The organism is Maribacter zhoushanensis (genome assembly GCF_029350975.1).
Lineage (GTDB): Bacteria > Bacteroidota > Bacteroidia > Flavobacteriales > Flavobacteriaceae > Maribacter > Maribacter zhoushanensis.
In genome coordinates, this window is the sequence record NZ_JARKMR010000003.1 from 213,346 (window position 1) to 227,490 (window position 14,145).

Here is a 14,145-nt window from a genome sequence, read left to right on the forward strand (position 1 = left end):
TTTTAAGTTAGTGTTCACTTGTTCTTTCTTGTTAGTGTGTATTTAGATTAAAATGTTACACTCATCAACAATTTTGTAAGAACAATCTTCAATATATGAATTCTTTAACAGTTATTATTTTATTATGTTTTGTTTATTGATTATCTTAAAAGTCTAAACAAAAATATATTCGTTATGAAAAATTATGCCTTACCTCTTAGATTTGGTGTTGCCGCCAGTGGTTCTTTAATTGCTTATTTCCTAATACTATCGTTACTTGGTCTACATGTGAATGTTTTTTATAGTTTATTCAATGCTGTAATCACAGGTTTTGCCATTTTTGAAGCGATCAAGTATTATAAGTTAAAAAAGGGTAGTGAATTTAGTTATGCAGGTGGTTTCATGGCAGGTTTGATAACCGGTGGTGTAGCAACGTTAATTTTCACCATCTTTTTTGCGTTTTATTCTACTGAGTTGCAGCCAGGTTTTTTAGAAGAATTATCTACAAGATGGGCAAACACATATAGAAGTTTTGAAGCCATTGTTTTTTTGGTCGTAGCAACTATGGGTTTTACCAGTAGCATTGTTTTGACCCTTGCATTTATGCAACTATTTAAGACTTCGAACACTACATTGGTAAAGAGTGTTTAAAAATCATAAAAAAGACTTGTAAATTCACGATTAAAATCTATATTTGCACCCGCCTATGGAAAAAATCCATCAGGTTTAATCATTACATTTAACAATATGTACGCAATTGTAGAGATGGCAGGGCAGCAATTTAAAGTTGCAAAAGACCAGAAAGTGTACGTTCACCGTTTACAAGCAGAAGAAGGTAAGAAAGTTACTTTTGACAATGTTCTTCTTTTAGCTGATGGATCGAACGTTACTATCGGCGCCCCGGCTATAGACGGAGCCGCAGTAGAGGCCAAAGTCGTTAAACACCTAAGAGGTGACAAAGTAATCGTTTTTCACAAGAAAAGACGTAAAGGTTACAGAAAGAAAAATGGACATCGTCAATCTCTTACGGAGATTGTAATCGAATCTATTATTTCTAAAGGAGCAAAGAAAACTGAAACTAAGAAAGCTGAACCAAAGGCTAAAAAAGTTGAAGAAAAAACAGCTCCTGTAGCAGCACCAAAAGCAAAAGCAAAGAAAGCTAGCGCTAAAGGTGATGATTTGAAGAAAGTTGAAGGTATCGGTCCAAAAATCGCTGAGACTTTGAATAATGCAGGTATTTCTACTTTTGCTGAATTGGCAAAAACAGACGCAGCTAAAATTTCTGAAATTATAGCAGACGTTCGTGGAAATCACGTAACTGACACATGGCCAAAGCAAGCACAATTAGCTGCTGATGGTAAATGGGACGAGTTACAAAAATGGCAAGACGAATTAGACGGTGGTGTAGCTAAATAAGCTAAATCATTAAAGTATAATAATATTTAAAACCTCAGACAATGGCACATAAGAAAGGTGTAGGTAGTTCGAAAAACGGTAGAGAATCAGAATCGAAACGATTAGGAGTTAAGATTTATGGTGGTCAAGCTGCTATCGCTGGTAACATTATCGTTAGACAGCGTGGAACAAGACACAATCCTGGTGAAAATGTTTACGCAGGAAAAGACCATACATTACACGCACGTGTAGATGGTTTAGTAAAGTTTACTAAAAAAGCTGGTGGAAAATCATTTGTTTCCATAGAGCCTTTTGAAGCATAAGCTTTAAACAAATTATTTAAAAAACCCTCTTCAGCAATGAAGAGGGTTTTTTGTTAGCAATGGGTTAACTTAATGTAAATATCTATTAAAATTCAAGATATCTTAAAATAGCCTTAAAATTAAGGCAACACTATTTCAACTCGTTTCTAATTTCTTTGTGGCCCAATAACAACCACATAGAAAATGAAAAAACCAGTATTATTCTCCTTGCTCTTATTCTTGCCTTTTATTTTACTTGCCCAATCTGGTAACATTCAGGGCGTCGTTACCGATGAAAATGGATTGTATTTACCCGGGGCAAATGCTATTATCCCTTCATTGTCAAAAGGTTCAATTACAGACTTTGATGGGAAATTCACAATAGTAGATGTTCCAGAAGGCACTTATTCTATAAAAATATCTTACCTAGGATATGCAGATTTATCACAAGAAGTTACCGTAGTTGCTCACCAAACCGTTAGTATTAGGTTATCTGTAGAACAGAAAAGTGTGGAACTTGAAGGTGTTGAGGTATCTGCTTATGGGTTAAGTGGTCAGTCAAAAGCCTTGAATACCCAAAAGACCAATTTGAATATAACCAATGTAGTATCAACTGATCAAATAGGTAAATTTCCTGATGCAAATATTGGAGATGCGGTAAAAAGGATTCCTGGTATAACCATGCAAATGGATCAAGGTGAGGCAAGAAATGTAATTGTTAGAGGTTTATCACCTCAATTAAATTCCGTGACATTAAATGGTAGCAGAATACCCTCTGCTGAAGGCGATAACAGAAATGTTCAGATGGATTTGATACCTGCTGATATGATACAATCTATAGAAGTAAGTAAAGCAGTTACACCAGATATGGATGCAGATGCATTGGGTGGTTCTGTAAACTTGATAACAAGAACATCTCCGCAAGGTTTTAGACTTTCTGCAACATTGGGGTCAGGTATTAATTTCATTACAGATAAACCCATTTTAAATGGCTCGGTTCTTTTGGGTGACCGCAGTAAAAATGATAAGTTTGGTTGGATGATTTCAGTCTCTGGTAATGATAACGATTTTGGCTCTGATAATGTAGAAGCAGAGTGGACAGATGAGTTCGAATATAATACTGGAATTGAAGATGGCGATGGAGAACCAATTTTAGAAGAGGTAGATGTTGATCCTTACGTAAATGTCTATGAGCAACGAGAATATTTGGTACAGAGGATAAGACGCAGTTTTTCAGCAAATTTAGATTATAAATTCGACGCTAATAATACTGTGTTTCTAAAAACAATGTATAATTGGAGAGATGATCGTGAAAACAGATTTCGTTTAGAGCATGATATTTTAGATGCAGAAGATATTGAAGAAAGCGACTTTATTATAACCGACGGTGTACCTACAAGATTCCCTGTAGAAGTCAAAAGACAATCTAAAGGTGGTATTGATAGTGGTAGAAATAAAAATCGCCGCTTAGAAGATCAACGCATGCAAAATTACAGCTTAGGGGGAAATCATCTTTGGGGTAATTTAAAAGTAGATTGGATGACTTCTTTTGCTAAAGCATCTGAAGAGCGTTTAAATGAGCGTTATGCAGAGTTTGAATCTGAATATAGTATTAATAATGATGTATTAAATTCTAGGTATCCAAGATATTCGGTAGTAAATACGGCAGATGCTGCTTTAGAAAATTTCGAGTATAGTGAGGTTACTGAAGAAAATCAGTATACAGAAGAAGAAGATTTAAACGTATTTGTAAATTTTGAAATTCCAGCAGATATTTTTAGTCAAGGTGAAGGCAGCGTAAAATTTGGTGCAAGAGGTAGATTTAAATCCAAATTAAGGGATAATAATTTTTATGAATTTGATTTAGAAGATGATTTTCCAACCTTGGCAACAGTACCCGTAAAAGATTATAGTGACCCTGATTATTTGGCAGGAAGTCAGTATCAAATAGGTTCATTTGCGAGTGAGGCTTGGCTAGGTGCTTTAGATTTGAATATTGCAGATGGCGAGTTAATTGTAGATGAGTTTGCGCCAAGCAACTTTAACGTAAATGAAGATGTGCTTGCTGGTTATGTAATGCTAAATCAAAAGCTATCTGAAAAATTTAGTGTTTTGGTGGGGGTGAGATTAGAGAATACGAAGCTGGAATCTAAGGGTAATAGAGTTATTTATATAGAGGAAGATGAAGATGCTGGTATAGATGAGGCTGTGCTGGTAGAAGAAGTAATTGGTGAAAATTCATATACAAATGTGTTACCTGGTGTGCATTTAAAATATGATGTATCTACAAATACCATATTAAGGTTTGCATGGACCAATACATTGGCAAGACCAAATTATCAAGATTTAATTCCACGTGCAGAAGTAATTAATGAGGACAAAGAATTGGTTTTAGGAAATGCAGATTTGAACCCAACTACATCTATGAATTTTGACCTTATGGCAGAGCATTATTTTGAAAGTGTAGGTTTAATTTCTGGAGGTTTGTTCTACAAGAATATAGATGAGTTCATTTATACATTTATATATGAGGCACCAGATGATAATTTAGGTGCAGGAACAGAAGGCTATGATGTTTTTCAACCATTAAATGGCGATAGCGCTACAATTTTCGGGATGGAATTTGCATTTCAGCGTCAGTTGGATTTTCTACCAGGTTTTGCTAGAAACTTTAGTCTTTATTTGAACTACACTTACTTATCATCTTCTGCCGATGGTATACGAAATGAAGATGGCGATGAGCGTAGCGATTTAGATTTGCCAAATACGGCACCCAATATGTTTAATGGGTCTTTAGGTTATGCAGATAAAAAATTCAGTGCAAGATTATCGGCAAATTTTTCTGATAGTTATATTGATGAAATCGGCGGTAACGATTTTGAAGATAGGTACTACGATACTCAAATGTTTTTAGATTTTAATGCTACTTTTCAGATTAATAAAAATCTTAGTGTGTATGCAGATTTAAATAATATTACCAATCAGCCATTGCGTTATTTTCAAGGAGTTAAAGAGCGTACACAGCAAATCGAATTTTATGGACAGCGTTTTAGCTTAGGCTTAAAATACGACCTGTTTAAAAAATAATTCAGTATCCACGTTAAATATTAAAAATGAAAAATATATCATATTTACTAGTACTTACAATTGTTATGGTTTCTTGCAGACAAAGTAGGTTGCCAAAAATTATACCTGATGTTATCACAGAATTTACGTTGAACGATACCGATGATCCAGCTATTTGGGTTAACCCTAAAAATCCTGCTGAGAGTATTGTTTTTGGAACCGATAAAAAAACGAATGGTGCTATCTATGCTTTTGATTTGAACGGAAAAATTATTCAGGATAAAACTATTAGAGATATTCAACGCCCAAACAATGTCGATATTGAATATGGCTTTCAGTTGAATGATTCTACGGTAACCGATATTTTGGTTTTTACAGAGCGTGAGAAACAGCAAATAAGAATGTTTTCTGTACCTGATATGAAGCCTTTAGACGGTGGTGGTTTTAAGGTATTTGAAGATGAGGAATTAGAAGAGAATAAATTGCCAATGGGGGTAAGTTTATATAAGTCATCTAAGGATGCAACTGTATATGCTATTGTAGGTAGAAAAACTGGTCCTGCAGATGGTTATCTGTACCAGTATGCTCTTAATGCTGATAGTCTTGGTGTATCCTCCAATTATGTTAGAAAATTTGGCAAGTTTAGCGGAGTCAAAGAAATTGAGGCAATTGCTGTAGATGATGAAAATGGTTTTGTTTATTTCTCTGATGAAGGTGTGTGCATTAAAAAATATCATGCAGAACCTAGTATGGGAAATGAAGAGATTTCTTGTTTTGGGGGTAAATATTTTGATGAAGATATAGAAGGTATTGCTATTGCATCTTACACAGATGGACATGGTTATTTAATTGTGTCTAACCAGCAGAAGGGCGAGTTCAATATTTTTGATAGGGAAACCAATGCCTATATTAATGCTGTGAATCTTTCTACCACCGAAACTGATGGTTGTGAGGCAGTAACTGTGCCGTTAAATGATACATTCAAAAATGGACTTTTCGTCGCAATGAACGACGAAAAGAACTTTTACTTTTATGACTTGAAGAGATTGGGGTTACAATAATTTTTCTCCAATCTCAAACCACGTATTCACACGTTCAAATCCTTCGGTATTTACATTGTGTGGTGAGGTGAATTGAAGGCTTCTACCATTGAAATTCTCTAAATTGAAACTACGGTCATCTATTAGGATATCTCCCTTTAGAATGTGTTTATGACCGCAAAGAATTCTATTCTGCCAAGGTAAAAAAGGAAAGTGCTCATCTAGCCATTCACTTTTTTCTTCTAAGGAATTTGGGAATTGCATGGCGGCAGATGCTATGTAAACTTCATGTTTATCGGCAAGTTGAGATAAAATTTCTTGACTGCCTGCAATAGGTTTTAGATTTCTGAAAAAGCCTCTTCTGGTGGCGTGTTTGCGAACACTATCTTGATGTGCCTCTGGCACCATACGCCATACTTCTGTACCAGAGCATAGATCTTTAGTAAGTTCTCCGTTAAATTCCGTATTGTAAAGTTCTATATGGGCGCCATAGGTATCTGCAATTACCTCGTCCATGTCAACAAATAGTATCATAAATATTTTTTCGATTTAAATGAAAGGAAAGCTTTGGTGTAAAAAATCAACTTTCCATTGAAGAATTAAAACTAAGAATTTAGAAATTAAATGTATAGACAAAAACATCTATAGGGTTAATAATAAAATGTTTAGGAGAAAGCTTAAGGATAGTCTCACTCTATTTTGCGAATCTAATTCTAAAGATTTAAAATCATGAAAAAATCAGTTATCTGTGTTGCAATGGCAAGTACATTATTATTCTCTAGTTGCTTAGGTTCATTCAGTGCCTTCAATAATTTAAAAGATTGGAATCAAGGACTGTCTGAAAGTAAATTTGTGAACAACCTTGTATTTTGGGGCTTAAATATTATACCTGTTTATGGCTTATTCTTTTTAGGAGATGCCGTAATCTTTAACGTAATAGAGTTTTGGGGCGGTTCTAACCCAATTGCGATGGAAGAAGGAGAGTCGGAAACTCAAATGGTTGAAAGAGATGGTAATACCTTTGAAATGATCGCAACTAAAAATAGAATGCAGGTAACCGTAGTTGACGGACCTAAAAAAGGAAAGAAAATTGATTTGGTCTACAAGCCAGGAGATAAATCATGGAATGCCGTTAGACCTAATGGTGAGATTATTAAACTATCATCTTTCGAAGAAGGATTTTATATAGTTTATATGCCAAACGGAAAAGAAGTAAAAATTAATCCGTTAAGTTCCAAAGAAGAAGGTTTAGCTCAAATTAAAGAACAAACAGATTGTTATTATTTAGAAGGTATGTTGGCAGAGAATAACTAATCCTAAGAAATAAAAAGCATAAAAAAGGTCCTGATAAATATCAGGACCTTTTTAGTTTCTAAAACTAATGTTTTAGTATCTGTAATATTCCGGCTTAAAAGGACCTTCAACGGTTACACCAATGTAATCGGCTTGGTAATTCTTTAACTCGGTCAGTTCAGCTCCTAAACGAGATAAGTGAAGTTTAGCAACCTTCTCATCTAAATGCTTAGGTAACATATAAACTTCATTCTTATAATTGGCACTGTTTTTCCAAAGCTCTATTTGAGCTAGTGTCTGGTTTGTAAATGAGTTACTCATTACAAAACTAGGATGACCGGTAGCACAACCTAAGTTTACTAATCTACCTTCGGCCAATATGATTAAATCCTTACCGTTGATAGTATATTTATCAACCTGTGGCTTAATTTCATCTTTAGTATTACCATGGTTTTTGTTCAACCACGCCATATCAATTTCATTGTCAAAATGACCAATGTTACAAACGATAGCTTTATCCTTTAGAGCTTCAAAATGTTCAGCTCTAATGATATCTTTATTTCCTGTAGTAGTGATTACAATATCAGCGTTACCAATAACGTTTTCCAGTTTTTTAACCTCAAATCCGTCCATACAAGCTTGTAATGCACAAATCGGGTCAATTTCAGTAACGGTAACAATAGAACCGGCACCTTTAAAAGAAGCAGCGGTACCTTTACCAACATCGCCATAACCGGCAACAACAACACGCTTACCAGCAAGCATAGTATCTGTTGCTCTACGTATAGCATCAACAGCACTTTCGCGACATCCGTATTTGTTATCAAATTTAGATTTAGTAACAGAATCATTAACGTTTATGGCCGGCATAGGTAAAGTTCCATTCTTTACACGCTCGTATAAACGGTGAACACCTGTTGTGGTTTCTTCAGAAAGACCTTTGATCTCCCCTGCCATTTCAGGATATTCGTCCAATACCATGTTGGTAAGGTCACCACCATCATCCAAGATCATGTTTAATGGCTTTCTGTCCTCACCAAAGAACAAAGTCTGTTCAATACACCAATCAAACTCCTCTTCGTTCATTCCTTTCCAAGCATAAACAGGAACACCTGCAGCTGCAATTGCCGCTGCGGCTTGATCTTGGGTAGAAAATATATTACATGAGCTCCAAGTAACATCTGCACCAAGAGCGGTCAATGTTTCTATAAGAACTGCAGTTTGTATTGTCATATGAAGACAACCGGCAATACGGGCACCTTTAAGTGGCTGCTCATCTTTATATTCTTCTCTTAATGCCATTAGGCCTGGCATTTCAGCTTCTGCTAACTCAATTTCTTTTCTTCCCCAATCGGCAAGGGTGATATCCTTAACCTTATAAGGCACATACGGAATAGTTTTCGTGCTCATATCTTTATTATTTTATACTTTCGTTTATCTGTGTACAGCAATTTTTAATTCTTGCAAAGGTACGAATAACACGAAGAAACCCATGCCGCTTTACAAAACTATAACAGTAAATGAAGAAACCTCCTTAGCCATTTGGAAGGTTGAAGAGACCGAAGAAAATCTTTGGGAGGGTATTGAGCTTACGCCTTATTGTCAAAATAGATTTGACGGCATGAAATCTGAACTTCATCGTAAGGCGTTTTTGAGTATTAGGCACTTGCTTGCCAAATATGGTTATACCGATGCAGATTTGATCTATGATGAAAATGGTAAGCCACATCTAAAAGACGGTAATCTTATTTCTATAACGCATTCCCATAATTTTACCGGCATCATCATAAGTTCAAGTGAACATGTAGGTATAGATATTGAAATGCAGCGCGATAAAATACTACGTATAGCACATAAGTTTACTCCTTTTGAGGAGTATAAAACTTTAGCGAATACGGCCGCAGTGGTTAGAAAGTTGACCATTGTATGGGGGGCAAAAGAATCGCTCTATAAAATTTATGGACACAGGGGTGTTAGTTTTTTACATCATATTAATGTGCAAGACTTTAAGTTTGATGCTAATAAGACTACCGCTCAGATTATTTTTCAAGGAAATTTGTCCAATTATAAGATACGATTTCTAGAATTTGAAGCGTTTACATGCGTTTATGCTACAAGAGATAAAGAATAAATAAATATAATATAGCTTACTTTAAATGGATATATCAGTAGAATTGACATTTTCACCATTGCAAGATGATTTTGAACAACACATTATAGATTTCATAAAAAAACTACGGGAGTCTGGCTTAACCATACTTGAGAATCCGTTAAGCACACAGGTATACGGAACTTATGACGAGGTAATGACAGTTTTAAATACCGAAATCAAAACAGCGTTTGAGCTTATGGACCGCGGACTCTTGTTCATGAAAATAGTTAAATCTGATAGAAGCGACTATGAGCCCCATTTTTGATTATCTCTTTGGTCAATATGCCGAGTATGATATGTTAGATGTCGTTCTAGAAATAGTAGCGGTAATATTTGGTTTGCTATCGGTTTGGTTTTCCAAACAGAATAAAATTTTAGTGTACCCTACTGGTTTGATCAGTACTTCTATATTCGTGTACCTGTTATTAAAATGGGGGTTGTTAGGTGATATGATGATCAATGCCTACTATTTTATAATGAGTTTATATGGTTGGTATATTTGGACAAGAAAAGTAGATGCCGAGCACTATACGCCAATAACAAGGGTGACCAGGAAAGAAAATATTACCTCGATTTTCATTTTTATAAGTACGATTGTTTTTGTTTTTACGGTATATCAAGTTTTTGATAAATGGAATAGCTGGACGGCTTATGTTGACACCATAACAACAGCTATATTTTTTGTGGGTATGTGGCTGATGGCCAAAAGAAAAGTAGAAAATTGGATATATTGGATTATTGGAGATTTAATATCTATCCCATTATACTTTTATAAAGGATTTACGTTTACTAGTTTTCAGTATCTCATTTTTACAATATTGGCCTTTTACGGGTATAATGCATGGAAGAAAAATACAGACAAGAACCTTCAGATGTCTTAAAAGTGGTTCTTTTTGGACCAGAATCTACAGGTAAGACAACATTGTCAGAGCAATTGGCAAGGCATTACCATACAGTTTGGGTGCCAGAATATGCTAGGGACTATTTGCAAGATAAATGGAACAATGAGCGAAAAACTTGTGAACCGCACGATCTGCTACCTATTGCTGCAGGGCAAATGCGTATGGAGAATAATTTGACAAAAAAAGCTACGGATATTCTTATTTGTGATACGGATCTTTTAGAAACCAAGGTTTATTCAGAGGCGTATTATATTGGTAATTGTGATCCGGTATTAGAAAAGTATGCTTTGGAGAATACATATGATCTCTATTTGTTGACCTATATAGATATTCCTTGGGAAGCAGATGACTTAAGGGATAAGCCAGATGAAAGAGAGCAAATGTTCAATTATTTTAAGGACACTTTAGAAAAATACGGTAAAAATTTTATTACCTTGAAGGGGAACAAAAAAGAACGTTTACAAAAAGCCATTAACCATATAGATAAGTTATTACATAAATGATTGAACTTACAGATAAAGATTTAAAACAATTAGAGGAAAAAGGAATTTCTAAAGAGCAAATGTTGGGTCATATCAACACGTTTAAAGAAGGTATTCCTTTTGTGAAATTAGAGAATGCCGCGGTAATAGGTAATGGTATTCTAAAGTTTTCTGATGCAGAAGAGAAAGAACTCATTGCATTTTATGATTCAAAACTAAAAGGACTTGATATTTTAAAGTTTGTACCGGCTTCTGGTGCTGCTTCTAGAATGTTCAAAGCTCTGTTCAGCTTTTTAGGAGCTTATAATCCTGCTAAAGAAACGTTAGATGCATATTTGTCAAGAACTAATGACAAGGATATAAAAAAGTTTTCTGAAGGCTTGGAGCGCTTTCCGTTTTACCAAAAGGTGATGGATAGAATAGCTGTAAAATCTGATTCTCAAGGAGAGAAAGTATTTAGTTTCATTTCTGAGCTTTTAGGTGAGAATGCACTGAACTATGGTTTTTATCCAAAAGGATTATTGCCGTTTCATAAATATGAATCTTCTGCAGCAACGCCTTTTGAAGAACATTTAAAAGAAGGCGCTTTGTATGCAGGTTCTAACGGTAAGGCAAACCTACATTTTACAATTTCAGAACAGCATGAAGAAATGTTTGGTGAAGAATTTAAAGCCTCTGGACCTAAAGTTTCTGCCGATACAGGTATTACCTATAACGTAGACTATTCGTTTCAGAAACCTTCTACAGACACCTTGGCAGTAGATATGGATGATAATCCTTTTAGAAATGAAGATGGTTCTGTGTTATTTAGGCCAGGAGGTCACGGCGCATTGATCCAAAATCTAAACGAGCAAGATGCCGATGTTATTTTTATAAAAAATATTGATAACGTTGCCGTTATGAAAGATGCTAAGGCGGTTGCCGATAGTAAAAAAGTTTTGGCAGGTGTACTTTTAAAAGAACAGGAAAAAGCTTTTGAATATGCTGCATTACTTGATAAGGAAAATGTAGACGATGCACAAATTGAAGAAATCAGAAACTTTTTGGTTACGAACTTGAACGTTCGTTTCTCTGATGACTTTGATTCAAAATCTAACAGCGAAAAAGTAGCTGTACTAAAAGATAAGATCAATAGACCTATTCGTATTTGCGGTATGGTAAAGAATGAAGGTGAGCCAGGTGGTGGTCCGTTTTGGGTAACCAATGGTAAAGGAGAAGTTTCTTTACAGATTATAGAATCTGCCCAAATAGATATGGATAATCAACAACAGGCAGACTTACTAAAGAATTCTACGCATTTTAATCCGGTAGATTTGGTGTGTGCTGTTCGTAATTATAAAGGTGAGAAATATGACTTGTTGAAGTTTGTTGATGAAAAGCAAGGTTTTATAACGGGTAAGACTAAAGATGGTAAAGAGTTAAAAGCTCTTGAGCTTCCCGGCTTATGGAATGGTGCAATGGCATTTTGGAATACAATTTTTGTAGAAGTGCCTTTAGTAACCTTCAACCCTGTAAAAAGTGTAGTAGATCTTTTAAAAGATTCACATCAGGCTTAAAACATAATATCTAGTATCGTATAAAAAAGTGTGTAGTTTCTACACACTTTTTTTGTTTACACACATTTTTACCCACTACATAAAATAATTGAATAAACATAAATAATTGATATTAAGTATTTTACGAGTAATGAGAAGGTAAATTGTTCAGTGGCACAGTTTTCCTAATATACTTTACAAGAATGTTTAATTTAATATAAGTAAATATGAAAAAATTAGTTTTTGCCACAGCTTTAGCCATCGGTAGTTTAACAATAGGTACTGCCGCTACTCCAATTATATTTCACGACGGTATAATGGAAGATATCTTTTTACAAGACTACACAGAAGTAGCTGCTTCTGATCTGCCAACACCAATTGTAAATGCTTTAGCAACAGATTATGAAGGTGCAATGTTGAACAAGGCATATGTAGATGATGAAAATAATTACAAATTAGAAATTACTACACAAGACGGAGTTTCTAGTGTACTTTATGCAGATGCAGAAGGTAACTGGTTAAAAATGTAGTAATTAGGAGTTTGAGTTAGTTGTTTGTAAAAAGCTGCCTAGGCAGCTTTTTTACTTTCAAAAATTTAAAATTTCGTTGATTAATAATCCATATGTAAGATTACTCCGTAAGTATTCTAAGATTGAGAGTTGTTAACGATTAAAATATTAAGCATGAAAAATTACGCATTACTAGTATTCTTAACTTTAGGAATAATGTTTAACGCAACTGCAAAAGCTAGTTCAGATATAGTTAAAGCAGAAATTATAATTCATACGGCAGACGAATACGTAAAAATAAAATCGAGCGAATTAACACCGCCGGTTATCGAAGAGATATTAAAGCAGTACCCAACATCTAAACTAGGTGGTGCTTTCAAAAATGATAAAGGAGAATTCAAATTAATCATGGTACTTAAAAGCGGAACAAGAAAGACCGTATACATAGACCAGTACGGTAATTGGATCAATAAAAGATAGTCTGCATTACAGACAGAAATAAAAAAAACTGCTAAATGCGGTTTTTTTTTATTTAAAATGTGACCTATCGAAAAATGTTGTGTCTAAATAAGTGAAGCAAGTTATGAAACAATGGTCACATTAGTATTTATTTTAGTCTTAAGCACAGTTTTGATTTTTTCATTAGGTGTCATATCAAAATTATGTTATGAGAAATAAATAATTAAAATATCACTTTCGCGTAAACACTAACCGTTAACTATGAAAGTGCCACCAAATAATTGTAATTGAAATAATCCCCCGGATTAGCATAGCCCAATTTTAGTTGTTGTTGAATTGATTGAGGTGTTGATTTAAAATTTTAAGACAAGAGTTTGATAGGTGGTTTGAGGGGGGCTGCAATTTGCAGCTCCTTTTTTTTGTCTTCAATAAAGTTCCAGAATCGTTTTTTAGTCGTAAACGAATTGAGTAAAAATTACACAGTAGTAATCATTAGGTACAACTTTACACAGCTACTTTAATGATGAACAAAATTCAAATTACTGATAATCAGTAGTATTGTTGTCTAACCTTTTTTTGGCATTCTTTTTTCTTTGTTAATATTATTGATATGTATTATTAACTTAAATATAAAAAAGATGAAGACTTTATTTTTATTAGGAGCAATGACAATAGGAGGTTTTGCAATGAATGCACAGGAAGCTTTGATTTCAGAAAATGGTATTCAGCATAACCACATAAGTGAAGTTTCAATAGTTACAGAAGATTTTAAAGAAATTTCTGTTTCAGAAGTTCCACAGGCAGTATCAGATGCAGTATCTAAGAATTTTCCAACGGCAAATTTAGATAAGGCATACACAAATGAAAAGAAACAATATAAACTAGTATTATCTCTGGAAGACGGTACACAAGGTACCGTGTATGCTGATGAAGAAGGTAATTGGATAGATATGTAATTATAGAGAAACTTGTTTGTTCAAGTTGGTTTGGTCAGGAAAGGATAGCTCAATGCTATTCTTTCCTTTTTTTAT

At 34.5% G+C, this 14,145-nt stretch carries 16 protein-coding genes; 14 read left to right on the forward strand and 2 right to left on the reverse strand.

The window, feature by feature from the left end; all coding sequences use genetic code 11:
* Positions 1 to 174: 174 nt before the first annotated feature.
* The 5 genes from PXD56_RS11375 (at position 175) to PXD56_RS11395 (ending at position 5,803) form a co-directional block, all read left to right on the forward strand.
* The gene (locus tag PXD56_RS11375; protein WP_276493466.1) at positions 175 to 630 is read left to right on the forward strand and encodes a DUF4199 domain-containing protein; all 456 of its coding nucleotides are present in this window, start codon (positions 175 to 177) and stop codon (positions 628 to 630) included.
* Positions 631 to 726: 96 nt separating this feature from the next.
* Positions 727 to 1,395, forward strand: coding sequence for a 50S ribosomal protein L21 (rplU, locus tag PXD56_RS11380; protein WP_276493467.1), 669 nt, complete (start codon positions 727 to 729; stop codon positions 1,393 to 1,395).
* A 41-nt stretch (positions 1,396 to 1,436) separates the two neighbouring features.
* The gene (gene rpmA, locus PXD56_RS11385) at positions 1,437 to 1,697 is read left to right on the forward strand and encodes a 50S ribosomal protein L27 (protein WP_276493468.1); all 261 of its coding nucleotides are present in this window, start codon (positions 1,437 to 1,439) and stop codon (positions 1,695 to 1,697) included.
* A gap of 183 nt (positions 1,698 to 1,880) precedes the next feature.
* Positions 1,881 to 4,763, forward strand: a complete 2,883-nt coding sequence (locus tag PXD56_RS11390; protein WP_276493469.1) for a TonB-dependent receptor — start codon at positions 1,881 to 1,883, stop codon at positions 4,761 to 4,763.
* Between the two features lie 26 nt (positions 4,764 to 4,789).
* A complete protein-coding gene (locus tag PXD56_RS11395; protein ID WP_276493470.1) occupies positions 4,790 to 5,803 on the forward strand; it encodes a phytase in 1,014 nt (337 codons plus the stop codon).
* Here the strand turns inward: PXD56_RS11395 and PXD56_RS11400 are convergent.
* On the reverse strand, positions 5,795 to 6,316 hold the full coding sequence (locus PXD56_RS11400) for a 5' nucleotidase, NT5C type (protein WP_276493471.1): 522 nt from the start codon (positions 6,314 to 6,316) through the stop codon (positions 5,795 to 5,797). The genes PXD56_RS11395 and PXD56_RS11400 overlap by 9 nt on opposite strands.
* Positions 6,317 to 6,511: 195 nt before the next feature.
* Between PXD56_RS11400 and PXD56_RS11405 the strand changes: the two genes are divergently transcribed.
* Entirely contained in the window at positions 6,512 to 7,096 is a 585-nt protein-coding gene (locus tag PXD56_RS11405) for a DUF3332 domain-containing protein (RefSeq protein WP_276493472.1), read from the forward strand.
* 72 nt (positions 7,097 to 7,168) lie between these two features.
* Here the strand turns inward: PXD56_RS11405 and ahcY are convergent, their stop codons facing one another.
* On the reverse strand, positions 7,169 to 8,485 hold the full coding sequence (gene ahcY / locus PXD56_RS11410) for an adenosylhomocysteinase (RefSeq protein WP_276493473.1): 1,317 nt from the start codon (positions 8,483 to 8,485) through the stop codon (positions 7,169 to 7,171).
* Between the two features lie 82 nt (positions 8,486 to 8,567).
* Here ahcY and PXD56_RS11415 point away from each other — a divergent pair, with 82 nt between their 5' ends.
* The 8 genes from PXD56_RS11415 to PXD56_RS11450 all read left to right on the forward strand — a co-directional run bounded on the left by PXD56_RS11415 (position 8,568) and on the right by PXD56_RS11450 (position 14,070).
* Positions 8,568 to 9,206 carry a 4'-phosphopantetheinyl transferase family protein gene (locus PXD56_RS11415; RefSeq protein WP_276493474.1) on the forward strand — a complete coding sequence of 213 codons (639 nt, stop codon included), beginning with the start codon at positions 8,568 to 8,570 and terminating at the stop codon, positions 9,204 to 9,206.
* 25 nt (positions 9,207 to 9,231) lie between these two features.
* Entirely contained in the window at positions 9,232 to 9,492 is a 261-nt protein-coding gene (locus PXD56_RS11420; protein WP_276493475.1) for a thiamine-binding protein, read from the forward strand.
* Positions 9,476 to 10,108 (forward strand): nicotinamide riboside transporter PnuC, encoded by a 633-nt coding sequence (pnuC, locus tag PXD56_RS11425; protein WP_276493476.1) that lies wholly within the window; start codon positions 9,476 to 9,478, stop codon positions 10,106 to 10,108. The genes PXD56_RS11420 and pnuC overlap by 17 nt, the downstream gene beginning before the upstream one ends.
* The gene (locus PXD56_RS11430) at positions 10,069 to 10,632 is read left to right on the forward strand and encodes an ATP-binding protein (protein ID WP_276493477.1); all 564 of its coding nucleotides are present in this window, start codon (positions 10,069 to 10,071) and stop codon (positions 10,630 to 10,632) included. The genes pnuC and PXD56_RS11430 overlap by 40 nt, the downstream gene beginning before the upstream one ends.
* Positions 10,629 to 12,167 (forward strand): DUF4301 family protein, encoded by a 1,539-nt coding sequence (locus tag PXD56_RS11435; protein WP_276493478.1) that lies wholly within the window; start codon positions 10,629 to 10,631, stop codon positions 12,165 to 12,167. The genes PXD56_RS11430 and PXD56_RS11435 overlap by 4 nt, the downstream gene beginning before the upstream one ends.
* Positions 12,168 to 12,373: 206 nt before the next feature.
* Complete coding sequence (locus tag PXD56_RS11440) at positions 12,374 to 12,676, forward strand: hypothetical protein (RefSeq protein ID WP_276493479.1); 303 nt, start codon at positions 12,374 to 12,376, stop codon at positions 12,674 to 12,676.
* Between the two features lie 153 nt (positions 12,677 to 12,829).
* Positions 12,830 to 13,135: a hypothetical protein gene (locus PXD56_RS11445; RefSeq protein WP_276493480.1), complete on the forward strand. Its 306-nt coding sequence runs from the start codon at positions 12,830 to 12,832 to the stop codon at positions 13,133 to 13,135.
* 617 nt (positions 13,136 to 13,752) lie between these two features.
* The gene (locus tag PXD56_RS11450) at positions 13,753 to 14,070 is read left to right on the forward strand and encodes a hypothetical protein (protein ID WP_276493481.1); all 318 of its coding nucleotides are present in this window, start codon (positions 13,753 to 13,755) and stop codon (positions 14,068 to 14,070) included.
* Positions 14,071 to 14,145: the final 75 nt, after the last annotated feature.